This window comes from Streptomyces sp. NPDC049915 (genome assembly GCF_040656475.1).
In the GTDB taxonomy this organism is placed as follows: Bacteria; Actinomycetota; Actinomycetes; order Streptomycetales; family Streptomycetaceae; genus Streptomyces.
Window position 1 is genome coordinate 64,448 of record NZ_JBFAMH010000001.1, and the last position, 25,094, is coordinate 89,541.

At 68.8% G+C, this 25,094-nt stretch carries 8 protein-coding genes; all 8 read left to right on the plus strand.

Going from position 1 to position 25,094, the window contains the following annotated elements; all coding sequences use genetic code 11:
• Nucleotides 1-310: 310 nt before the first annotated feature.
• The 8 genes from AB0J12_RS00290 to AB0J12_RS00325 all read left to right on the plus strand — a co-directional run bounded on the left by AB0J12_RS00290 (nt 311) and on the right by AB0J12_RS00325 (nt 25,025).
• On the plus strand, nt 311-1,720 hold the full coding sequence (locus AB0J12_RS00290) for a hypothetical protein (protein WP_363261842.1): 1,410 nt from the start codon (nt 311-313) through the stop codon (nt 1,718-1,720).
• On the plus strand, nt 1,717-4,374 hold the full coding sequence (locus AB0J12_RS00295; RefSeq protein WP_363261843.1) for a hypothetical protein: 2,658 nt from the start codon (nt 1,717-1,719) through the stop codon (nt 4,372-4,374). Before AB0J12_RS00290 ends, AB0J12_RS00295 begins: the two co-directional genes overlap by 4 nt.
• Before the next feature lie 826 nt (nt 4,375-5,200).
• Complete coding sequence (locus AB0J12_RS00300; protein ID WP_363261844.1) at nt 5,201-6,934, plus strand: N-6 DNA methylase; 1,734 nt, start codon at nt 5,201-5,203, stop codon at nt 6,932-6,934.
• Between the two features lie 59 nt (nt 6,935-6,993).
• Complete coding sequence (locus tag AB0J12_RS00305) at nt 6,994-8,097, plus strand: protein kinase (RefSeq protein ID WP_363261845.1); 1,104 nt, start codon at nt 6,994-6,996, stop codon at nt 8,095-8,097.
• An 83-nt stretch (nt 8,098-8,180) separates the two neighbouring features.
• Nucleotides 8,181-11,192, plus strand: coding sequence for a DEAD/DEAH box helicase (locus AB0J12_RS00310; protein WP_363261846.1), 3,012 nt, complete (start codon nt 8,181-8,183; stop codon nt 11,190-11,192).
• A 4-nt stretch (nt 11,193-11,196) separates the two neighbouring features.
• A complete protein-coding gene (locus AB0J12_RS00315) occupies nt 11,197-16,116 on the plus strand; it encodes a type II restriction endonuclease subunit M (RefSeq protein ID WP_363261847.1) in 4,920 nt (1,639 codons plus the stop codon).
• A 9-nt stretch (nt 16,117-16,125) separates the two neighbouring features.
• Nucleotides 16,126-22,884: a DEAD/DEAH box helicase gene (locus tag AB0J12_RS00320; RefSeq protein ID WP_363261849.1), complete on the plus strand. Its 6,759-nt coding sequence runs from the start codon at nt 16,126-16,128 to the stop codon at nt 22,882-22,884.
• The gene (locus tag AB0J12_RS00325) at nt 22,884-25,025 is read left to right on the plus strand and encodes a UvrD-helicase domain-containing protein (protein WP_363261850.1); all 2,142 of its coding nucleotides are present in this window, start codon (nt 22,884-22,886) and stop codon (nt 25,023-25,025) included. Before AB0J12_RS00320 ends, AB0J12_RS00325 begins: the two co-directional genes overlap by 1 nt.
• Nucleotides 25,026-25,094: the final 69 nt, after the last annotated feature.

Genomic DNA, 25,094 nt, shown 5'->3' on the forward strand with positions numbered 1-25,094 from the left:
GCTAACCCGGGTGTTGCCGAAAGTCCCGTGGACGGCCTTGAGGGTGGATCGGGCGCGTCCTGACAACTTCCATAATCCAGTCGACCGTACTGGCCTCTCGTCCAAAATCAGCACCTACCCTGAAGCAGGATCACGTAGTTTCTGCCGATGCAACGCTCCGGCAGCCGACAAGGGGTGGCAAGTGACAGCGGATGTCCGTGGGCCGGCATGGGCACTCGAGGGATTGGGCTTGCGGTCCGGGCGCTATCCCCTGGCGGTGGAGGGCCCGGTGATGCGGGCGGTGGACCGGTTGGTTCCTGGAGTGTCCACGGTGACCCGCTACATCCGTTACCACTCGCTGTATGCGGCGATCGCGGCGCACGCGGAATGGAACGCGTGGGACATCACCGCGTGCCGCCGGGCGGTCCGCCGCAGCGAGGTCCTGCTGGCGGCGCTCCAGCACTACACAGAGGCAGATTCGGCGTGGCTTGCCCACGGGGTCGATCGAGTGCGGCGTTTCTGCACAGAGGAACTGGAACTCGCGCGAGCCGCCGACGAGGAGCAGCTGAGCCAGTCGTACTCACCCCGTCGCTGGGGCTTCTGGGACCAGTACGGCGGACCCGCCACGGTGCTCGGCACGGTGGACGTCCGGGACGGAGTGCTCAGACCCGGTCGGCACCCGTGCCCTCCCGCGGTCAAGGAGCTGTTCGCCCCTCTGCTGTCTCTCGCGGAGCGGGACGTCGTGTCCTTCGCCGACCTGGAGACAGCGGGGCAGGCGGCTCTTGGTGTCCCGTGTCCGGCCGAGCGGGAATGGCTGACGGACGTCCTGACCGCGACCCGTGGCGGAGGTACCGACGCGCAGGGGGACTGGGAGGCGTCCGACCGCACTCGGCGTGCGACCCTCCGTATCCTCGGCCGGGCTATCGATCTCCACGGTCATGAGGGCGACGGGTATCAGGAGACGCTGCGCTCCGCGGTGGCCTTCGGTGGCGAGGCGACAACGGATCCCGTTCTGGCGGCGATTCCCGAGACCTCCGGTTGGCGGGGAGTGCTGCTGCGCCATTACTCCGTCGGCGCCTGGCGTCGGCTGTGGGCGGCGCTGGTGGCCGATGTCGGCTCCAAGGACGGCGAGGCCGACCGGACGGCCGAGGAACTGCGCGACTGGCTGGCGCAACAGGCCCCGGACGCGAATGTACGGCGGGTCCTGGACGACCTGCCTCCGCTCAAGGACGCGGCAGGTCAGTTGTTGCCGGCCGAACGGCAACTCCTGACGCAGGGTGCCGATGCCCCGATGACCAATGTGCTGCTCCTGATGGTGGGTGCGCTGCGCTCCCGGGAGGGTCATCTGCCGGACGACGCACGGGCCGTCTTCCTGGGCCGTCAGCGGCGCTGGGCCGAGTTCCTCGACCCGACGTGGGTCGACGGCCTCATCGACGACTTCGCCGACCGGCCGGTCCGCGACCTGGCCGCGCGGCTGGTGGACGACATGCTCGCCCAGTCCCGCAGAGTCGCCCTCGCGAAGCTGCGCACCGACCCCGCGACCGGCGGGCTGAAGATCTTCTCCCGTCTGCACCTTCGCAACGAGCGCTATTTCAAGACCGGTGACGAAGGAGACTCCGACATCGGCACCCGCATCCCCCAACTGGGCTCTTTGGCGGCGCAGCTGGGGCTTTTCGCCGTCCGCGACAATTGCCACACCGTCACCGCGGAGGGACGGCGAATCCTGGAGACAAACCCATGAGCGCGGCACAGCACACCCGGTTCGCATCTCCCGTCACGCTGCTGAGGGATTGGAGCGAACGCAGCGATCAGCAGGCGCTGCACGAAGCGCTCTTCCTCGGTTTCACAGTTGATCTTCCCTTCCTGGAGAAGGTAGCCATACCCGTCGCCCGTGGTCTGGGTGCCCGCACCGCGGTGATCGGTGATGCGGCCCAAGGGCTGTACGACCCGGTGGATGTGCGCATGGCCGGCCGCAGTTATCTGCACGGCCTGGCCTCCTGCCAGCGTGCGTTCCATCCCAAGGTCGTCCTTCTGATCGGAGAACACGCCTGCCGGCTCGCGGTGGGTTCGGGGAACCCGACGCTGTCCGGCTGGGGCGCCAACGACGAGCTGTGGACGTTGGTGGAGACCGAGGATGACGAGTCCCACGCCCTCCTGGCCGACCTCGCCGACTGGTTGGACGCACTGCCCGCCGCCGTGGAACTGGCCCCCTGGTCGGCGAGTCATCTGAGGGAACTGGCCGCCCTTCTGACCGAACGGCATGTCAACGCCCCGGCCGGACCGGAACCCGGTGCCCGGCTTCTGCACAACCTTCAGGAGAGTCTGCTGGACCAACTGCCGCTCGGTCCTGTCGACGAACTGCACGCGTACGCCCCGTTCGTCGACGAGGCCGGTCATGCCCTCAGCGAGCTGGTCGGCCGTCTGACACCCCGCCGCACCATCCTCGGGCTCCAGCCTCGCTGGTCCAGCTACGACGCCGGAGCGATCAAGAAGGCACTCGGCGGCTTCGACGCGCAGATCCGTTTTCTCGAGGAGACTCGGATGCGGCACGGCAAATTCGTCGAGTGGCAGGCCGGCGGCCGCCGATACGCTCTCACCGGGAGCCCGAATCTGACCCGCGCCGCGCTGTGCACCAGCACCCGGGACGGCGGCAACTGCGAGCTCGCCGTACTCACCGCCGACACCGCGCCGCTGCTTCCCGAACAGGGGCGCGTCACCTCACTCGCGAGCCTGACGGGCCGCACCATCCGGCCCTTCGAGTCCACCGGTCACACGCTCGTCCTGCTGGGCGCGAAGGCGGACAGCGAAGGCCTGCACGTCTCTCTGGCCCGCCCCCAGCCCGTGCCCGTGGTGATCAGCACGTCTCCGGACGGTTCCCCGGGTTCCTGGACGCGGACCGGAACCATTCCGGCGGGGGCGTCGGCCTGTTCCTTCCCGCTGCCCGAGGTTCCTGGTGCGGCGGTTCGCGCCACGTGCGCTCGTCCTGACGGCACCACTGCCGAATCCGCCGTCGTCTTCGTCTACAGCCCCGTGCACTGCGCACGGCGCCACAGCGCCGACAGCGGTCCACGGATGAGATACGACTACACGGTGCAGACCCTGTTCGCCGACGAGCGTGCCGCACGCCGTTTCGAAGCCGATCTGCTGCGCCTGCGCGAACTCACCGCCGGAACGTCCGCTCCCCGGGTGAGCCCGGCGGGAGAGACGACAGCGGGCTCGGTGACATCGAGCGGCGTCGACCGCTGGGACGCCTACCTCGCCGACTGCCGCCGGATGATCGGGGCACCGTTGACGGATCTGGCGTTCGGCACCTCGCCGCTCGACCTGCCGCAGGCACCGTCGTCGCGGTGGATCGTGTCGGCGGTCACTCTTGGCGTGCGGGAGGAGGACGACGAAGAGCACGAGGACGAGACGGAGGAGGTGGACCTCCCCACCACGAGCGTGCCGCTCGCCCCGTACGTCGCGCCAGAGCAGCGTGCCCGTTTCCGCGCCTGGGCCCAGCGCTGGGTCGCGGCGCTCACGGGCCCTGACGATTCAGCCGCAGCACCGGTTCCGGTCCGGCTGCTCGTGGCCGGCCTGTACGTCCAGCTCCTGGCCGCCGGAGTCTGGGACGAGCAGGACCAGAGCTGGCGCGACGGGCTCAGCCGCCTCCTCGAAGCACTCGGTTCCGAAGACCTGACGGCCGAGGCGGACCACGATGATCCGCCCGAGACCCGGCGACGGCTGGACGCGGTAGCGGCCGTGGTGATGACACTGCTCGCCCAGGACGCCACCTTCACCGGCGGCGCCGAGCACGACGTACTGGCGGCCCGCGCCTGGCACGGCAGCAAGACGATGATCGCGCGTGCCGAGCCCGCCGAGGCGGAGGACCTGATGATCCCGCCGGAGCGGGCGCTCGCCCGCGTCGCGCCCTGGAGCGAGGTGGACGGACTCATCGCGCTGGCGCAGGAGGACGACCCCTACGCGGAGGCGATCGAGGGGCTCACCGCGGCCGGCTGGTCGGTCGTGTGCGAGGACGGGCTCTGGGAGATCACGGGCTCCTTCGGCAATCCGCTTCCGGTCGTGGCCAAGGCCGCCGAACGACTCGGGCGGCACCACGCCGACGGCGTGCTTGTACGGGCCCGCAGCAAGAACCGCTGGGCCTTCATGGCATGGGTGGACCCCTACCTGGTCCTGCTGAATCCCCCGGCACGCGTCTGGCGTACCTACCAGGTACGACTTCCTGCCACACCGGAATCACGGTTCAGCGGCGGCGACCTTTCCGCGGTACCCGGCCGCGTCGGTTCCCCGGCCCCGTTACAGAAGGGCCCGCCGCAAGCTCTCAGGAAGATTCTCGCCGAAGCAGGGCTCACCTACCCGGAGTTGGTCAGTCGCCTGTTCACACTCGACACGTGATGGGGAAAGCAGGTGATCAGTGCCGTGACGCCACCGGCGACGGACCGTCGAGCGGCTGATCTCCCTCGATTGACATCGTCTCACCGTCACGCCGCTACTCAAGGCGCAGGCGCGATGATGGTGGGCGCCTGTCCCGGGAGCAGGGAGCTGTCCGCCCGAGCACTTGGCAGCGCGCCAGTCCGGCCGGTACCACAGTGCGGCCGTCCACGCACAGAGCAGCGCATCGATGAGGTCCTCCCGATGCTTGTAGTCAGCCGCCTTCTGAGGTGAGGGCTCGGAGAGCAGTTGACGGGAGACCGGGTGGGAGGAGAGCAGGAGGGGCGGATCAGCGGTGGCCAGGCCCGCCATGTGCCCGATCAGCCTGTCGCACTCCGCCGCCCGTACCGACCGCCACTGTGCCGTCGGAACTCGTGCCGGTCGGCGCTTGTACGTGGGGCGTTCCTGGTCGTAGCCCAGCTCGGCGGCTCCGACCAGGGTCGTGTACGGACAGCACTCGGAGAAGACAAGACCGCCGGTCGGCGCCCGCCCCTGCCGTCGTCGTAGGACCAGCCCGACTCCTCCAGCCGTTCCCGCAGCAGCACTCCGGCCTGTCGGGGAGAGCTCTGGTTGGTACTGTTCGTGCTCACCTTCCAACGGCCGTACCTTCGCCGCGTGCCACCTCAGCGAGGGTTGACCGACCTTCTCACTCGTCGACTGACCGTTTGTCCCCCCTGAGGTGTGGTTCCTCGCTCGATGGATTCCGAAATGAGCAGGAATGTCACCACACTGTTAGCGGCGTTAACGCAGGCATCTTGTCTATGCCCTCTGAGGTGTGTACGGTCCCGTCATGGCCGCCGACGAATCCGCCCCCGCGGCGGTCGTCACGGCTGCCGAGATCGCCCGCCTCGCCGGAGTGACCCGTGCCGCCGTCTCCAACTGGCGCCGCCGTCACCCCGACTTCCCGCGCCCCGCCGCCGGCACCGCGACCAGCCCTCTCTTCGCACTCACGGAAGTCCAGCAGTGGCTGGACCGGCAGGGCAAGGGCCGGGAAACCTCCGCTGAGGTCGACCTGTGGCACGAACTACGCGCTCAGTACGGCGATGACCTGCTCACCGCACTCGGCGCGGTCGGCGCTCGATTGGTCGGAACCGCCGTCGAGCAGCCGCTAGCCGAGCCCGCCGCGGCTGCCCTCTCCGCCTTGTCCGCGGAGCGTGGCGCACACGCCCTCTACGCCGACCTCATCGAGCGCTGTATCGCTTCCACCACCCGCAGCGGCGGTGAGCCGATGACCACTCTCGCCCTGGAGCGGATCGTCGCGGCGTTCACCGGGCCGACTGGGGTAGCAGCCGAAGCATCGGAGCGCACAGTCCGCACCGTCTACGACCCGACGTGCGGCATCGGGACGCTGCTGCTCACGGCCGTCCCGGGTGGCCACCGGTACGGCCAGGAACTCAATCCTGCGATGGCCGCCATTGCCGAGTTCCGCGCCTGGCTCGACGGCAGGACCGCCACGCTGGCCTGTGGAGACTCGCTGCGCAAGGACGCCTTCCCCGACCTCCGCGCCGATCTGGTCGTCTGCGATCCCCCGGTGGGCGTGGCCGACTGGGGGCGGGACGACCTGCTGCTCGACCCCCGCTGGGAGCTGGGCGTACCCCCGCGCTCGGAGAGCGAACTCGCCTGGGTCCAGCACTGCTACGCCCACACCGCCCCCGGCGGCCGGGCACTGCTGGTGCTGCCCTCGTCCGTCGCCTACCGCAAGGCCGGTCGCCGTATACGGGCCGAGCTGGTCCGGCGAGGACTGCTGGCCTCCGTGGTGGCACTGCCGCCCGGTCTGATGTCCAGCCACGCGCAGCCCGTGCACCTGTGGATCCTGCGGCGACCGGCCAAGGGCGATCCTGCCCCGACGCACATCCGCATGATCGACCTCAGCACCGCCGACCCGGACGGCATCGGCATCGGCATCGGCATGAAGGACTGCGCACCGACGCCGGAGCAGGTCGCGGACGTTCCGCCCGTCGACATCCTGGACGACGACGTCGACCTGAGCCCCGGCCGCTACGTCACCCCCCATCACGGCGACTACCCCGTCGAGTACGCCGCCCTGCGCGACCGCGTCCAGAGCCTCGCCTGGGACCTACTCGACCTGCTCCCCGAGCTCCCTGCCGGCCCCGGCCGCATCGAGGCCGCGCCGATGGGACTCGGCGATCTCGTCCGGGGCGGTCTGGTTGACCTGGACGGCACCGAGCCGACCTCCCGGACCGACCGGCTCGACACCGACTACCTGCGCGGTTTCCTGCGCAGCGCCGCCAACACCCGCCGCAGCACCACCGTCAGTGGCACCCTGCGCCTGAACGCCTCGGGTGCGCAGGTTCCGCAGATGGACATCGGGCGCCAGCGGGAGTACGGCGAGGCCTTCCGGCGTCTGGCCGCCTTCGAGGAACTGCTGCGCGAGGTCGCCGCCATCGGCGACCGGGTCGGCGCGCTCGCGTACGACGGGCTGACCAGGGGCGCCCTGCTGCCGCCGTCGGCCAACAGTGCCTCTTCGGGGAAGAGCGAGTCCCAGGAGGCGCAGGATCAGTGAACCGACCCGCTGATAACCTCGCTCTCGTCCAGCCAGGTCAGGACAGTACGGGGGCAAAGGTGCTGCAGCCGCTCAGAGCGGGCGACCCGACGACGGTCGGGAACTTCCGACTGGTCGGCCGACTGGGGCAGGGCGCGATGGGTGTCGTGTACCTGGGCTACCGTTCGACCCGCCCGGTCGCGGTGAAGGTCGTCAGACCGCAGCTCGCGGAGGACGAGTACTTCCGCAAGCGCTTCGCGCTGGAACTGGAGGCGATCCGCCGCGTCGGCGGCTTCCACACCGCCGCTCTGGTGGACGCCGACCCGCAAGCGCCGACGCCGTGGATCGCGACCCAGTACATCAACGCGCCCTCGCTGCTGGAGCTGGTGGAGCAGCACGGCCCGGTCAGCGAGCTGGGTGCGTGGTGGCTGGCAGCGGGTCTCGCGGACGCCCTGATGCACATCCACTCGGTACGTTTACTGCACCGGGACCTCAAGCCCAGCAACGTCCTGGTCGCCATGGACGGCGTCCGGGTCATAGATTTCGGAATCTCCCACGTCAGCGGCAGCACCGGCCTGACCACGGCGAGCGCGGCCCTCGGCACCCTCTCCTACATGGCACCGGAACAGGCGGCGGACTCCCGCAGAGCCAGCGAGGCGTCGGACGTCTACAGCCTCGGCGCGACGCTGGCGCATGCGGCGACCGGCCACGTCCCTTTCTACGCACAGATGCCGGCACAGCGAACGCTGGACATCCAGCCCGACCTGACCGGCCTCCCGCCCGCGCTGCTCGACCTCGTCACCCACACGCTGGCCTTCGACGCCGAGGACCGGCCGACGGCACAGAACGTGCTGGAGGAGGCGATGGGACGCCTGCTCGACTTCGGCGTGCCGATGGAGGCGCAGGCGTACCCGCCGCTGCCGGAGGCGTTCCTCGCGGCGGTGCTGGAGCGGCAGGCCACACCGGTCGAGGTACCGGATGCCGTACCGGATCCCGATGCCGCGGTGGAGGCCGAGCCGGACGGCGTTCCGGACATCGCCCCCGAGCCGCTGCCCGAGGCCGCGCCGTTCCCCAGGCCCGCGGAGCCGCTCGATCCCGGGCCCCGGCCGGATGCCATGCCGGACCGCTGGGCCGCACGATGGCGCAGCCGTATCGAGGACCGCCGCGGCGACTACGGCGGCTGACCCCGTCAAACCCGCGCACGAACCACAAACGCCCAGTGCTTGAACGGCACAGCAGCAGAGCAGCAATCGAAGGAGACCCGCCGATGACCACCGTCGCCGACAGTGCGTCAGGCAACGTCCCGGGCGATGCGTCCGGCGGCGTCCGGTTCGCCGCCGGGATGCAGGTCCGCGCCCGCGACGAGGACTGGCTGGTCGTGGAGGCCGTCGAGACCGCCAAGGACGGCACCCGCCTGGACGTACGGGGCATCTCGCCCCTGGTCCGCGACCAGCGGGCGGTCTTCTTCGCGCACGAGAGCCTCGACCAGGTGACCCCGCTGCGTCCCGAGGACACCGAGCTCGTCCCCGACGACTCCCCCGAGTGCCGCCGTTCGCGCCTGTTCATCGACGCGCTGATCCGCAAGACCCCGCTGCCCCTCTCCGAACAGCGCCTCGCCACCGTCGGCACTCACCTCGTCGATGACCTCGCCTACCAGCGCGAACCCGCGAAGGCCGCCCTTCGCGCCCTGCGCCCCCGACTGCTGATCGCGGACGCGGTCGGCCTCGGCAAGACCCTTGAGGTCGGGCTGCTGCTGTCCGAACTGATCAGGCGCGGACGCGGCGAGCGCATCCTGGTGGTGACGCCGAAGCACATCCTGGAGCAGTTCCAGCACGAGCTGTGGACGCGCTTCGCGATCCCGGTGGTGCGGCTGGACTCGGCCGGAATCGAGCGGATCAAGAACGACATCCCCGCCGGCCGCAACCCCTTCTCCTACTACAAGCGCGCGATCATCTCCATCGACACCCTGCGCTCCGACCGCTGGCGCAGCCATCTCATGCAGGTCACCTGGGACGCCGTCGTCATCGACGAGTCGCACAAGCTCATCAACACCGGGACGAAGAACAACCGCCTCGCGCAACTCCTCGCGCCGAAGACCGACGCCCTGATCCTGGCGAGCGCCACACCGCACAACGGCCAGCGGGAGTCCTTCGGCGAGCTGCTGAGCTTGCTCGACCCGACAGCCATCCCCAACACCAGCGACTACGACGAGACGCAGCTCCAGCACCTCTACATCCGGCGCCACAAGATGTCGCCCGACGTCTCGGCCGAGATCGGCCACATGTGGGCCACACGCAAGCCGCCCGTCGCCATCGACTGCACGGCGACCCCGGCCGAGCAGCGGGTCTTCGACGAGCTGTACGACGTCTGGATCAACCCGAAGGACGGCCGCAAGGCCCCTGTCTCCGGCAAGGGCGCCCGGCTCTTCCCGTACACCCTGCTGAAGTCCTTCCTCTCCTCCCACTCCGCGCTCGTGGAAACGGTCGACAACCGGATCGACAGCATCGACCGGAGCACCAACCCACAGGAACGCCAGGCCGAACGCGACGCACTGGTCAACCTCGGCACCATCGCCGAGGCCATAGACATCGAGGACGCCGCCAAGTTCCGGCAGCTGGTGAAGGTCCTCAAGGAGGAGATCAAGGTGGGCCCCGGCTCCGACAGCCGCGTCGTCATCTTCTCCGAGCGCCGCGCCACTCTCCAGATACTGCAGGACACCCTGCCCTCGGCCCTCGGCTTCGCACCGAGCCGGGGAAAGACAAGCGGCGCCGTCCGCCAGCTCCACGGCGGCCTCTCCGACGACGAGCAGCAGCGCACCGTCAAGGACTTCGGCCTGGCGAGCAGCGAACTACGGGTCCTGCTCACCGGCGACATCGCTGCCGAGGGCGTCAACCTGCACCGCCAGTGCCACCAGATGATCCATTACGACCTGCCCTGGTCGCTGATCACCATCGAGCAGCGCAACGGCCGTATTGACCGCTACGGCCAGCAGCACTGCCCGGAGATCCGCGCGCTGTTGCTGCTCACCGCCGACGAGGACCCCGACCGCCCCTCGGCGGACCGAGCCGTCTCCGAGCGCTTGCTCAAGCGCGAGGACGAGGTCCACCGCACCCTCGGCGAGGCTGCCTCCATCCTGGGCCTGCGCGACGAGGACGCCGAGACGAACGCCATCATGGAACGGCTCCTGGCGAACGAGGAACCGTTCGACGCCGCCGTTCCGTCGGTCCCGCTGGACCCCTTCGAAGCGTTCCTCGCCGACCACTCCCCGGACGGCGACTCACCAGGCTATCGGGTGCCGCAACTGTTCGCCTCCACGCGCGCGTTCGTCGAAGAGGCCCTGGAAGAGGTCTACGACAACCCGGAGCAGCGCACCGGCAAGCACTGGGACGCCGACCACCCGAAGATGATGGTCTTCACCCCGGACCGGGAACTCCAGCGCCGCCTGCTGGTCCTCCCCAAGTCGTACCTGGACGAACGGCAGGTCCTGGACCAGCTCCGGGTTACCTTCGACAAACAGTTCGGCCAGGACCGGCTGGACCGCGCCCGCGAGCGCAGCGGCAACCGTGTCAAGGGCGCGATCACCAAGCAGGAGCGCACCGAAACCTCCGGCTGGCCAGACGTCAGCTACCTCACGGACCAGCACCCGGTCGTGGAGTGGCTCACCGACAAGGTCCTGGTCAGGCTCACTCAGGACCGCCGGAACGGCTCGGACCAGAGCCGCGACCGCGCTCCGGTCATCACGGCGGACGTCGATGAACCGGTCTTCCTGGTTCAGGGCATGTACTCCAACGCCAAGGGTCACCCCACCGTGCTGGCCTGGATGTGTGTGACGGGCCTGGAAAGCGGCACGCCGGTCTTCGACGACGACCTGGTGGGAGTGCTTGAGCGGGCCGGGGTGAAGCCGAAGATGCTCAACCGACCGTTCACCGGGGACAAGACGGCCTTGCAAGCACTGGTCCCGGCGGCGGTAAGGGCGAGCCGCGAGCACATCGCCGCGCTGCGCACCGAGCAGGAAACTCCGCTGGTGGAACAACTCGTGGAGTATGAGCAGCGTTTGGCAGCCTGGCGTAAGGCCAGCCTGTCCACGTTCGAACAGCTCAGCTTCAGCGGCATCCGGCGGAAGCACGAGGAGACGCGCGTGCAGAAGACTGCGGTGGAGGTCGAGCAGCTCATCGAGCAGTTGGCCACGCAGGGCGAGGCGATGGTGCGGGTGATCGGAGTCCTGGCGCCGGCCTCGGCTGCCGACGGCAACGTGATTCAGCAGCAGAGGGGTGCATGACACCGTGGCATTCGAAGCGATCACCAACCGCGGTGAGTACATCTCCGCCCACTACCTCGCCGAGCTGTTCGCCCGCGACCTCACCGAGCTGCGCAAGCGCTGGACCTCCGCCGACCGGGCAGGCGCTCCGTCGTCCCGGTCGGGCGTGAAGGGCCTGCGCCGCGAGTACTTCAAGGCCAAGGTCCGCATCACCGAGAGCAAGGCCTTCGACGGTCCCGAGCTACGGGAGCTCAACGACCGCCTGTTGGCGGCACTGGCGTATGTCGAGCCGGAGGGCGAGGGCAAGGACGCGGAGGCCGCAGGTTCCACCCACACCCAACTCCGTCGGGGCGACTTCGGTGTGATGCAAGGCGACAAGGAAAGGTCGGTGCCGGTGGCGCTCGCTGTCACGGGCCCAGGCGGCCTGGAACTCGTCGCCCTGGACGTCACCTGGCAGGTGGACGGCGAACTCGTCGTCGCGGACATCGAGGACGGCGGCGCACAGCTCCTCGACCCGATCCAGCTCGATGGCAAGCAGCTCATCACCGGCGCGGCCGACGCGGTCACCTTCCTCTTCGGCTGCGAGGACGGCTACGCCCCGCGCTACGTCCTTCTTCTCGCGGGCGGCGCGGTACTGCTCGCCGACCGCACGGCCTGGCACGAGGGCCGGTTCCTCGCGGTGAGCGTGGACGAGGCCCTGGACCGCAACCTCAGCGCGGACGGCGAGGAACTGGAGGCGGTGGCAGCGCTGTTCGGCGCGGAGTCACTGCTGACGGAGGGCGGAGTCGCCGGGTACCTGGACGGTCTGGTCGACAAGGGCCGCAAACACGCGGTGGGCGTCTCGAAGGAGCTGCGGGAAGGGCTGCGGCAGTCCGTCGAGCTCATCGCCCAGGAGATCCTGGACCGGCTCAAGGAGGGCGGCGCCGATCCGGCGGAGCTGGGTGACCCCGCCGACCTCGCGAGCCGACTCACTCGGGAGTCGCTGCGGTACCTGTACCGGATCCTGTTCCTCCTTTACGCGGAGGCCCGGCCCGAACTTGACATCCTGCCGAGCAAGGACGACGCGTACCAGGACGGCTATGGCCTAGCCCGGCTCGGTGAACTGGTCTCCTACGACCTTCCGGAGGAGGCTCAAGACGGCACGCACTTCGCCGATTCGCTGGACCTGCTGTTCCGGCTGGTCGACCAGGGACACCGCCCCGTGGGCACGGACGCGGCGCCGACCGAGGACGGAGTGTCCGTCCTTGACGCGGACGGGCTGCGCTTCGAGGCCCTGCGTAGCGACCTGTTCAAGGCCGACGCGACCCCGCTGATCGGCTTGGTGTTGGTCGAGGGCGAGCGGATCGAGACGAAGCTGCGGAACAAGGTGCTGTGGCGGGTACTCAACCTGCTGATGCTCACCCAGGGTCGGCGCAGTGGCCGCGGCAAGGCCGGCGGCGGCACGGGCAAGGGCTTCATCTCGTACGCGCAGCTCGGCATCAACCAGCTCGGTGCGGTGTACGAGGGCCTGATGTCCTACACCGGCTTCTTCGCTTGGGACGACCTGTATGAGGTCGCCAAGCCGGACTCGGACGGGCTGAGCGGCACCTGGGTCGTGCCCTTCGAGGACGCGGACAACTACGACGAGGAAGTCTTCGTCAAGCGGCGTGACGAGCTGACGGGCGAATTCAAACGGGTCGAACACAAGAAGGGTACGTTCGTCTACCGCCTGTCCGGTCGGGAGCGGCAGCGATCGGCGTCGTACTACACGCCGGAGGTACTGACCCGCAGCACGGTCAAGCACGCGCTGGCGGAGCTGTTGGACCAGGACGGCGTCACGACGCCCGCGCGGACGATTCTCGACCTGAAGGTGTGCGAGCCCGCCCTCGGCTCGGGCGCGTTCCTCAACGAGGCGATCAACCAACTGGCGGCGGAGTACCTGAAGCGCAGGATGGCGGAGCTTGGCGGTGAGCAACTGCCTCCTGACCGGTACGAGGCGGAGCTCCAGAAGGTCAAGGCGTACATCGCACTGCACAACTGCTACGGCGTCGACCTCAACCAGACCGCTGTTGAGCTAGCCGAGGTCTCGCTGTGGCTCAACTCGATGCACGAGGGCCTGAAGGCTCCCTGGTTCGGCCTGCACCTGCGTCGCGGCAACTCGTTGATCGGGGCCCGACGGGCCGTGTACGCGGCGGAGGCGCTGAAGCGAAAGGCATGGCTGACGACGGTCCCGACGGACCGGCCGCTGCGGGCAGGGGCCGAGGACGGCCAGTTTCAGTCGGGCAAGGAGATCCACCACTTCCTGCTCCCGGCTAAGGGTTGGGGCGCTGTCGCAGATGCCAAGCAGGCCAAAGAGCTGGCAAAGGACGAGCGCGACGCACTGGCGAAGTGGCGAACCGCAGTCACGGCGACGCCGTCCGCAGCGCAAGGCAAGCGACTGCTGGCACTGGCAACGCGGGTCGAGCGCCTTTGGGAGCTGGCCCGGCGCCGCTTGATCGTGAGTGAGCGGGAGGTCCGGCGCCAGATCGAGGTGTGGGAAATCGACCCCAACCAGCCGCTGGAGAAGGCGTCAGGAGACGTCACGCGTGAGCAGATCGAGAGCGCACTGAACGAGCCAGGCTCGCCGCGTGGCCGGCTGAAACTCGTCATGGACGCCTGGTGCTCCTTGTGGTTCTGGCCGGTGGGGCAGCCCGACACTCCGGCGCCTCCCACCATGGAGGAGTGGCTTGCGTTCTGCGAGGCAGTGCTTGGTGTTCCGCCCGCTAAGGCGAAGGCAAGCAGCAGGCATGGCGGTGCGGCAGGGCTGGACGACGAACTCGGGCTGTTCGGTGACACGGGCGAATTCGAAAGACTGGCCGATGACGACGAGTTCGACCGGCTGATGAGCCAGTGCGTGGACATGCCGTTGGTGATGGGGCGCTTTTTGTGGCTGAGTGAGGTGGACACGATCTCGCGGCGCGAGGGGTTCTTCCACTGGGAGCTGGAGTTCGCACACATTTTTGAGCGAGGCGGTTTCAACCTGCAGGTAGGAAACCCTCCATGGGTTAAGCCTGATTGGAATGATCATATTGCACTCGCAGAGCACGATGCATGGTTCGGCCTAACCGATAAGCCACCAGCCGAAGTAGCCGCCCCTAGGCGCGCAACCGTACTCAGCCACACCGATGCCACTCGCGAGTATTTGCACGACCTGGCTGGATGGGCAGGATTGACAGCCATCCTCGGCTCCTCTACCGAATATGCGCTACTTGCAGGCCTCAAGACCAATCTTTACATGAACTTCATGGAGCGGGTTTGGAAGAATTCCGACACCGCAGGGATCGCTGGCCTCATTCATCCTGAAGCCCACTTTAACGCTGTCGCCGGAAAGAAATTCCGAGCTGCCGTATACCCGCGACTTCGCCGCCATTTTCAATTCCGCAACGAATTGAAACTTTTCGAAATCATGAATACGCGCGAATATGGCATTCACGTGTATGGGGATTCGCGGGATGTAGACTTCATTAACATCTCCGGTTTACTGCACCCCTCGACGTGCGACGACTCGATACATCACACTGGATGCGGCGCAATCCCTGGGCGTCAGTTTGAGTCCGGAGGTTGGGATCTTCGTCCGCACCGTGAACGTGTAGTGAAGGTCGATGCGCAAGTGCTCGCCCAGTGGGCGTCCCTCGTCGATGGCCCTAACACTCCCGCCCTCGAAGCTCGTATGCTGCGTCCATTGACTGCTGGCGATGCCGCCGCCACAAATGTTCTTGCAGCCTTCCCCCAGCGCCTAAGGGGAAGACGCTACTGGTGGACCTGGGGGTTGCATGAAAAGCAAATGGTGGATGCCGGCGTAATAAAGAAGGAAACTCGAATTCCCGAGAATCTCAAGGAGGTGATCCTGCAGGGTCCGCACCTGGGCGTGGGAAGCGCCTTCGCGCAACAGCCAAACCCCGGATGCAAATCCTACAAAGACTACTCTTCGCTGGATTTCACCACAGTCGCCAGCGATTTTGTTCCGCGAGTGAACTATGTTCGGGTGTGCTCGCCGGGCAAATTCTCTTCATCTCATAAACTTTGGGGAGATAAGCGGGCGATTGAGTTTTTTCGCGCCGCGTGGCGTCGACGAGTTGATTCCATTACGGAGCGCACTCTTCAGTCGGGCCTAATTCCTCCTGGAGTGACGCACGTGCACGGGGTTTACTCACTGGCCCTGGCGTCAGATCGGGATACTGCTTTCGTGGGTGGCTTGTGGTCGACTCTCCCACTTGACTATATGGTAAAAGTGACGGGTAAGGATGACATCCAGGCTGAGATGCTGGAACAATTCCCTGCACCTCTTGATCACCCTCTTGCGGCCCCTCTATTGCTACGGAACCTCCGCCTAAACTGCATAACTCGAGAGTACGCTCCCCTGTGGGAAGAGGTATTCGAATCAACTTGGCAATCAGATCGGTGGAGCACCCCCTTCGGCATGAAAGTTCCTATTGGTTCCGTTCTTGAGGAGTGGTCGGAAAGCACCCCTCTCCGAACTGATTATGACCGCCGTATGGCTCTGGTTGAAATGGACGCTATCGCGGCGATCATGCTAGGGCTGACCGCGAGTCAGCTATGCGCGCTGTACCAGTCCCAATTCGACACACTTCGCAAATACGAGTGGGGAATGTTCTTCACTCCAGATGGTCACCGAGTTGGCGCAGAGACTCACAGTGCTGGCATCCGGCAAACTGAGGAAGAGACCACCTTCGTCAAGGCCTGGGCCAAAGCCGCCCGCGCAGGCGACCCCACCCCCGCCATCCCCGAAGGCTGGGTCAAGCCCAACCGCGAGGCCGAAATGACCCGCGCCCACGCCGACTTCACTGCCCGTCTCCACGCCGGTGAATACGGAGACTACGCCGCCTACCTCGCCGAGCACCCCCTCACCACGCCCGCGTCCGCCGAGTCCACCGCCACGCCCACCCCCGCCCCGGAAAGCAGGTAGCACCCAGCCATGCTTCCCTCCCTGGCCGCCGAGGATCTGCGCCGTGCCCTCGCCGCGTACCTGACGACGAGCTTCGCGCTCGCCGACGACGACGTCCGCGAGGAGCTCGAGGCATTCCTTGAGCGGCCGGAGAGCCGGCTTTTCCGGGGCCCGTACCTCCGCGTACGTACGCCCTTCCGGTACGCGCCCCCCGGCTGGGAGAAGGCTCTGGACTGGTCGCCCAGCCTCCGCCCCTACACCCACCAGGCGACCGCCTGGCAGCGGCTGTCCAGCAAGTCGGGCCACGCCCCCGAGCCGACGATCGTCACCACCGGCACCGGCTCAGGAAAGACCGAGTCGTTCCTCGTCCCGATCCTCGACCACTGTGCCCGCGCCCGTGCCGCCGGGGTGAAGGGCGTCAAGGCGCTGCTGCTCTACCCGATGAACGCGCTGGCCGACGACCAGGCCCGCCGTATCGACGACCTTCTCGCCAAGAACGCCTCCCTCTCGTCCGTCACCGCCGGCATCTACATCGGCGGCGCCTCCGGCAACCGTCCCCCGGACGACGAGGACGAGAACGCCCCCGGCTCCTACGCCCGCGAGTCCGGCGCGAGCACCATCACCCCCGCCCAGCTGTCCCCCAACAGCCGCCTGATCACCGACCGCGAGGCCATCCGCGCCAACCCGCCGGACCTGCTGCTCACCAACTACAAGATGCTGGACCTCCTCCTCCAGCGCATCCCGGACGTTCCGCTCTGGCAGGACGGCGGGCTGACGTACGTCGTTCTGGACGAGCTCCACACCTACGACGGCGCCCAAGGCACCGATGTGGCGATGCTGCTGCGGCGCCTGGGCGCGGCCACCGGCAAAGCCGAGCCGGGCCGCCCCCTCGGCACGATCACCCCCGTCGCCACCTCCGCCACCCTCGGCGGCGGAACCGGCGGAACAGGCGCAACCAATGGAACCGGCGCCCTCGGCCACACCGCAGCCACCATCACCACCCCCTCCGCCGAAGTGGCCCCCACCCTCGACGGCCCCCAGAAGTCCGACCGCGAACTCCTCCTCGAATTCGCCGAGAAGGTCTTCGGCACCACCTTCCCGGACGCCGCCCTCATCGGCGAGGATCGCCAGACGCCCGGCGAGTTCGTCACCGAGCCCGACTTCCTCCTCCCCGTGCCCTCCCCGGCCGCCCTAGCCGCCGTCCCCGACCCCCTCGACGACCCGTCGGCCCTCCACCGACTTGCCGAACTCGTCGTCGGCATGGACTTCGCCGACCCGATCCAACTCGGCGAGAAGCTCCGCCAGCACAACCTGATCCGTGCCCTCCTCGACGTCGCGGGCGACACTCCCGTCACCGTCCCGGAGATCGCCCGCGAGTTCGCGAAGCGCGGCGGCGGCGCGGCCTGGGACGAGGCGGCCCGGACCGACATCGGCCTGGTCGAGACCGGCCTCGCGCGGCTCCTCGCGCTGGTCTCGACCGCCCGCGCCTACGACCCGGTCGCCGACCGCACCATCCCCTTCCTCCGCGTCGAGGCCCAGCTCTGGGTTCGCGAGGTGCGCCGCGTGATCCGCGCCGCGACGCCGACGCCCCACTTCCGCTGGTTCGACGACGACGGCCCCACCGGGGACACCCAGCCCAACCCGGCCAACCTCGCCGTCTACCCCTCCGCCGAGGTGGACAGCACAGCCGACGCCGACACAGACGCGTATGCCCCCGGCGACGGCGCCTCCGCCCTCACCCCGGACAGCCCCGTCCCGTTCGTCCGCCCCGTCGGCCCGGCCTACCGCGCCCATCTCCCCGCCGTGTACTGCCGTCACTGCGGACGCTCCGGCTGGGCAGCGCTCTCCACGGATCTGGAGTGGCAGCAGCTCAAGACCAAGCCGCTGGAGATCTACCAGGCCTCCGCCCAGGGCAACCGCGCCGTCCGCTGGATGATCCGCGCCAGGCCCGGCGAGCACACCCCCGTCTTCCTCCACGCCGAGGAAGCCGAACTGCGCACGGTGCCGAGCAACGACACCGTGCCCGTCATCACCGTCGCCGGGCCCCTCCCCGCCAACGCGGGCGACAAGTGCCCCTCCTGCGACCTGACCGACGGCATGCGCTTCCTCGGCGCGGGCACCGCCACCCTCGCCTCCGTCACCACCACCCAGCTGTTCTCCGACCGCGGCCTGACCGACGACGAGCGCAAGCTGCTGGTCTTCACCGACTCCGTCCAGGACGCCACCCACCGGGCCGCGTTCATCGCCAACCGCAGCTTCGGCTTCACCTTCCGTGGGCTGCTCGCCGAGCAGCTCAAGCCGGGCACCCCCGTCGCCGTACACGATCTGGCCACCGATGCCGCCGAAGCCGTGGTGACGGCGGCGGAGAAGGGCGAGATGAGCAAGCTCGCCTCGATCGTGCCGCCCGACCTGCGCGACAACCCGGAGATCCGGACGCTCCTCAGCGGCGACGGGTTCAGCGACGCGGGCGCGTACATGCTGCAGGACCGCATGGTCTTCCAGACGCTGCTGGAGTTCGGCCTGCGCTCACGCCTGGGCCGTACCCTCGAACTGACCCGGACCGCCGCCGCCGAGGTACACCTCCCCGACGCCGCCGCCGTCGCGGCTCTGCTGCGGGAAGCCCACCAGCGCCTCCCGGGGCAGATCACCCTCCCCACCGACGACGTCGACTACATCGTCTACCTGCGCGGCCTGCTGGAGCGTATGCGCCTGCGCGGGGCGCTGTTCCACCCCTGGCTCAAGGAGTACATCGCCCAGGCCGGTGCCCGGCGCTGGCCGATCTGGGGCGGGCGGCCCACGGGCATGCCCGCGTTCCCGCGCGGCCTGGCCGCACCGACCTTCCCGGTCCTCGGGCGCCCCGGGACATCCGAGTTCGACTCGCTGGCCCGCGACAACACCTGGTTCGCCGACTGGGGGCACCGCACCCTCGGCTGCGAGCGACGCGAGGCCCGCGCCCTCGCCGAACAGGCCATGAAGCTGCTCGCGCAGCGCGAGGTACTGGCGACCTACCCGGCGGAGGGCGGCTCGACCGTCTTCGCTCTCAGGCCGCGCACCATCATGGTGCACAGCCTCGCCACCGATCCCTCGTCTCCTGACGACGGCAGCGGGGCGGACGGGGCCGGGACCGACGGAACCGGCGTCAACGACCACGGCGTCCGCTGCGACAGCTGCACCTGGCGGCAGACCGTCCCGCCTGGCCGGCCCGAGGACTGGCTCGGCACGCCCTGCCTGCGCTTCCAGTGCGGCGGCACGTTCACCACCGACGACCGCGACTACAGCGATGACTACTACCGCCGTCTCTACACGGTCGACCGGCCCGGTGACGTCCTCACCGCCGAGCACACGGGCGCACTCAGCCGTGCCCGCCGCGAGGAGGTCGAGCAGGCCTTCAAGAACCGCCCCTCGCCGTTCGACCCGAACGTACTGACCTGCACGCCCACCCTCGAACTCGGCATCGACATCGGCGACCTGTCCGCCGTGCTGCTCGCCTCCCTGCCGCCCGCGCCCGCTAATTACGCGCAGCGCATCGGCCGCGCCGGCCGCAGCACCGGCAACTCGCTCACCGTCACCTTCGTACCGCGCGGCGCCCGCAACCAGTACTACCTGCACGCACCCGAGCAGATGCTCGCGGGCCGGATCATCCCGCCGGACTGCTACCTCGACGCCTCCGAGATCCTGCGCCGCCAGTACCTGGCGTACCTGCTGGACCGGGCCGCCGACCGCAGCCTGTGGCGGGGGACGATGATGCCCGAGGAGCCCATGCCGCACCGCATCGGCGCCCTCTTCACCCGAGGGCTCGCCGAGGACGGCTGGTTCCGCCGCTTCCTGGACGTCTCCCACGCCCGCCACGCCGAACTCGCGTCCTCCTTCATTCAGCTCTTCCCCGGCATGTCGGCCGAGGCCGAGCAAGGCCTGCGGCAGTTCGCGCAACTGGAGCTGGAGCAGACCGTCGGCCAGGCCGCCACCGCATGGCGCAAACGCCTGGAGGCACTGCGCTCCCGGTCCCGACAGATCGGCCGGGCCTTCGACGCCCTGTCCACCGCCTCCGGGGACCGCGAACGCGACGAGCAGCGCCGCCAGCTCTACGCCGAGCGCAGGTCGGTCAACCGGCGCAGGGACGCCCTGGTCGGCGAGAACTCGATCAACGCCATGGTCCGTCTGGGCCTGCTGCCCAACTACACCCTCCACGACGACGCCACGCTTCTGGACGCGACGCTGTGGTGGAAGGACGCCGACGGCGAGTTCCAGGACCAGCTGACCGAGTACGGGCGGGGCTCACGCATGGGCCTGCTGGAACTGGCGCCCGGCAACACCTTCCACACCGACGGCTACAAGTACATCGTCAACGGCCTGGACCTGGGCGCCGGTGAGGGCGACACCGCCTACGCCAAGTGGCGGCTGTGCCCCGAGTGCGGCTACGTCGCCACCGCCGAGTCCGGGCTGGACCTCACGGCCTGCCCGCGCTGCCTGACGCCGCAGATCGCTGATCCCGGCGCGCTCCACACCGTGCTCGTGCCTGAACGGGTCACCGCCCGCGAGCGGCGCGAGGACGCACGGCTCACCGACGAGCGCGACGAGCGGGAGCGGCGCCGGTTTAACGACATCACACTGGTGGACATCGACCCGGAACAGCCCCAGGGACTGCGCGCCTGGAAGCGGGTCGGGGAGCTGCCGTTCGGTGTGGAGTTCGCCCGGGTGGCCACCATCCGCACCCTCAACCTCGGCCCGGCCGCCGCGGCCGGCCCCGAGCACCAGATCGCCGGCGACGACGTCCAGGTGCCTGGCTTCGAGACCTGCCTGGAGTGCGGGGCCGTACGCGGCGTGCACCCTCAGGCATGGGATCGGGCCGCCGAACGGATCGGAACCCGGCACGCGTACTGGTGCAGCCACAAGGATGACGGGATCGCCACCGAGACGGCGTCGATGCAGAAACTCGTGCTCGCGCACGAGCTGACCACACAGGCATTGCGGATCCTGCTGCCCGTCTCCACGATGGAACTCCAGACCCGGCTGGTGTCGTTCAAGGCCGCGCTGCTTTTGGGCATAACCAAGCACTTCGGCGGCGCCCCCGACCACCTGCGTGTCGTACCCGCGACCATGCCGGGCGGCACCCGGGAACTGCGCCGCCGCTTCCTGGTACTGCACGACTCCATGCCGGGCGGCACCGGCTACCTGGAGCACCTCGCCGACGCGACCGTGCTGCACCGGGTGCTCACCCTCGCCCAGACCGCCCTGCGGGACTGCCCCTGCGGCAAGGAGAACCTGCGCACCCCCTGCCACCGCTGCCTGCTGCCGCACGTCAGCAGCAACGAACACCCCTTCGCGTCGCTACGGGTCGCCAGGGAGCTCCTGGACGAGATCCTCACGGGCTGGGACACCGAGCGGGTCGACACCCTGTCCGGGGTGCGGATCGACCAGCTCGCCGAGAGCGAGTTGGAGAAGCAGTTCGTCCGCACCCTTGTGGACTGGGGCAGCCGCCGCCCGGAGTCCGGCTCGGTGACGCCCCGCGCCGGGGAGCGCGGCATGGAGTACGAGCTGCGCTTCACCCGCCCGGACGGCAGCGGCACCCGCTGGCTCTTCCAGGACCACGTGCGGCAGCTGAACTCCGCGCCCAGCGAACCGGATTATCTGCTGACCCGGATCGACGGGCCGTCGACACGCATCGCGGTCTTCCTCGACGGCTACGCCTTCCATGCCAGCACCGGCATCAACCGGATCGCCGACGACGCCGCCAAGCGCGAGGCACTGCGGGCCGAGGGCATGCAGGTGTGGCAGTTCACGCACACGGACGTCATGGCTTGGAAGGCGGCGGTGGAGGGGACCGCGGACGACCGCGAGGTGCGCACTCCCGCCGAACCGCTTCTCGGTGAGGGCGCGCTGCGGACGGCCCGGCAGATCCACCAGATGCTGACGGGCGGCCCGCGCCCCGACGACACGCTGGACCCTGTGCTGCGGAACCCGATCGAGATCCTGCTCGCGGTGCTCGCCGATCCCGACGCGGAGAAGTGGTCCCGCAGGGCGGCGGCTCTGATCAGTGGTTTCGCAGGGGGCGGAGCGGCGCGTCAGCCGATCGACCGGCGTTCGGTGGGAGAGCTGCTGCCGGACGTGCTGGCGGGCGGCACCCTGCCGGTACCCGACAACCCGGCCGCCGCCGACGCCATCGCGATGGATGTCCGAACCCTGGGCGGGCTGCGCGTCCTCGGGCTGCTCGACCGGCGGGCCGAGCCCGCGACCGGGCAGCCCGGGATGTCCGCCTGGTCGGCCTTGACCGTGCTGGACGACCGCGACGAGGCCGTCGCCGAGCCCGGTCATCGGGCGCGGTGGGCCGACTGGCTGCGGTGGTCGAATCTGTTGCAGCTTCTGACGGGCGACCGGGGTTCAGCACTGCCGCGTTCGTTCCACCAGATCGCGATGTCCACGGCCGGACAGCTCGACCCGCACTCGGTCGCTCTCCTCGCGGGTGCGATGCCCACCACTGCGGGCCTGCCCGAGCAACTGCCGGAGCCCTGGGCGGAGGCGGTCGAGTGGGCTTCCTCGCAGGCCGAGGAACTGCTGTTCGCCCTGTGCAAGGAAGCCCGCACCCGTCACTTCGGCGCCCCGGAGGTCGGCTTCGAACTCGACGACCGGGTCGCGCAGCAGGCCGAACTCGCTTGGCCGGACGCCAGGGTGGCGGTGTTCCTCGACGTGGACGAGAACCGTGACGCCGCCTTCGCGGCGGCCGGCTGGCATGTCGTACATGCCGAGACAGTTGATGTGGCCGAGTTGGCCGAGCGTTTGGAGAATGTGTGATGTCCAAGGCCCAGGTCGTCATGGCGGACGTCTTCGGCAAGTACTACGACAAGCTCGACGGGTCGGTCCAGGCACAGGTGCTGCAGTTCATCATGAAGATGCAGCGCGACCCGGACGCCAACGGGCTCAACCTCAAGCCGCCGAAGGGCGCCGAGGACAAGCGGGTGCGCACGGCCAGGATCAACGACAACTTCCGCGCGGTGCTGATGCACTACGCCGACCGCATCTACTACCTGGTCGCGGTGCTGCCGCACGACGACGCCTACACCCTCGCGTCCCACATCATCTTCGACATCAACAAGGTCACCGGCGGCGTCGAGCTGATCAATCTCGCGAGCCTCCACGGCACCCTGAGCGGGCAGCCCGCCCAGGCACCCGCCACCGAGCAACCGTCCGTCTTCGCCCACGTCTCCGACGCCGACTTCGACCGGCTCGGCGTGCACCCCTCGGTCGTACCTGCGTTGCGTGAGATCCGCAGCATCGACGCGATACTCGGCTTCGTGGAGCATCTGCCCAAGCTCGCCAGGGACGTGATCCTCTGCCTCGCCGACGGCATGACCGTCGAGGACGTCTGGGAGCACGTCAGTTCGGTCGCCGCGACCAGTGACACCATCGACCCGGACGACTACGAGGCCGCCAACGAGCGCCCCGCGACCAAGGAGTCCTTCGTCGTCACCGGCGACGTCGCCGAATTCGGCCGGATTATGTCCGAGCCGCTGTCGGCCTGGCGGATCTTCCTGCACCCGGCCCAGCGCGCCCTGGCCGAGCGCAAGACCCCCAACAAGGGCTCGGTACGAGTCACCGGCGGCCCCGGCACGGGCAAGACCGTCGTCGCCCTGCACCGGGTCAAAGCCCTGGCCGAACGGCTGCCGCCCGGCCAGGCGATCCTGCTCACCACCTACACCACCACCCTCGCCGAACTGCTCCGCTCGCTGCTGGAGGACCTCGGCGGCACCCAGCTCACCGCCAAGGTGGACGTCCGCAACATCGACAAGGTCGCCTACGGCATCGCCAAGGAGGCCTTCGGCGCGAAGACCCCCAAATCCCTCGGTGACGACGAGATCCGCAGGCGCTGGGAGGACCTGGCCGAGGAACAGCAGCCGCACCGCTGGGACGCGCGTTTCCTGGAGGCCGAGTGGAAGCAGGTCGTGCTCGCCCAGGACGTGCGCAGCCGCGACGAGTACCTCGTCGCCAGCCGGGCCGGTCGCGGTCGGCGCCTCAACCGCCCGGAACGGGCGCAGGTGTGGGGACTGATCGAGGCCTTCGAGCACCGGCTGGACGCGGCCGGTGAGGTTGGCGTCACCCAACTCGCGGCGCAGGCCGCCCGGATCGCCTCGGGCTGGAGCGACGAGACCCGCCCGTACCGGCACATCGTCGTGGACGAGGCCCAGGACCTGCACGCCGCGCACTGGAAGCTGCTGCGGGCGCTCGTCCCGGTCGGCGAGGACGACCTCTTCATCGTCGGCGACGCCCACCAGCGGATCTACGACAACCGGACCGCGCTGAGCGCCCACGGCATCAACGTGCGGGGGAGACGCTCCCGGCGGCTGACCCTGAACTACCGCACGACCCGTCAGATCCTCGGAACATCGCTGGGCCTGCTGGGTGACGCGAGCTTCGACGACCTCGACGACGCGACCGAGGACCTGGGTGGCTACCGCTCCGTTCTCGGCGGGGCGAAGCCCGAGTTGACCGAGTACCCGAGCACGGCCGCGGAACTCGCGGGCCTGGCCGGACGCGTCGGGGAATGGCTGGGCGAAGGGCTGAAGGAGGACGAGATCGTCGTCACCGCCCGGACCAACAAGCTCGCGGACGCGGCGGTAGAGGCATTGCACGACGCGGGGATCAAGGCCGTCAGGGTGAAACCGCGGCAGACTCCGGCGATCGGTTCCGGGGTGCACGTGATGACGATGCACCGGATCAAGGGCCTGGAGTACCGGGCGGTCGCGATCATCGGAGTGAGCGCGGACCACGTGCCGCAGCCCGGCGCCGTTACCCCGATCTCCGAGGACCGTACCCAGCACGACCGGGACCTGCAGCGCGAGCGCTCGCTGCTGTTCGTCGCGGCCACCAGGGCCCGCGAACAACTGTCCATCACCTGGGCCGGACCACGCAGCCCGTTTCTGGAGGGCAGCCACTGACCTGCGGTGACGCGACACAACGCCGCCGCGTTAGAGTCACCACGGAGCCGGCCGTTGTCCGGCTCTCAC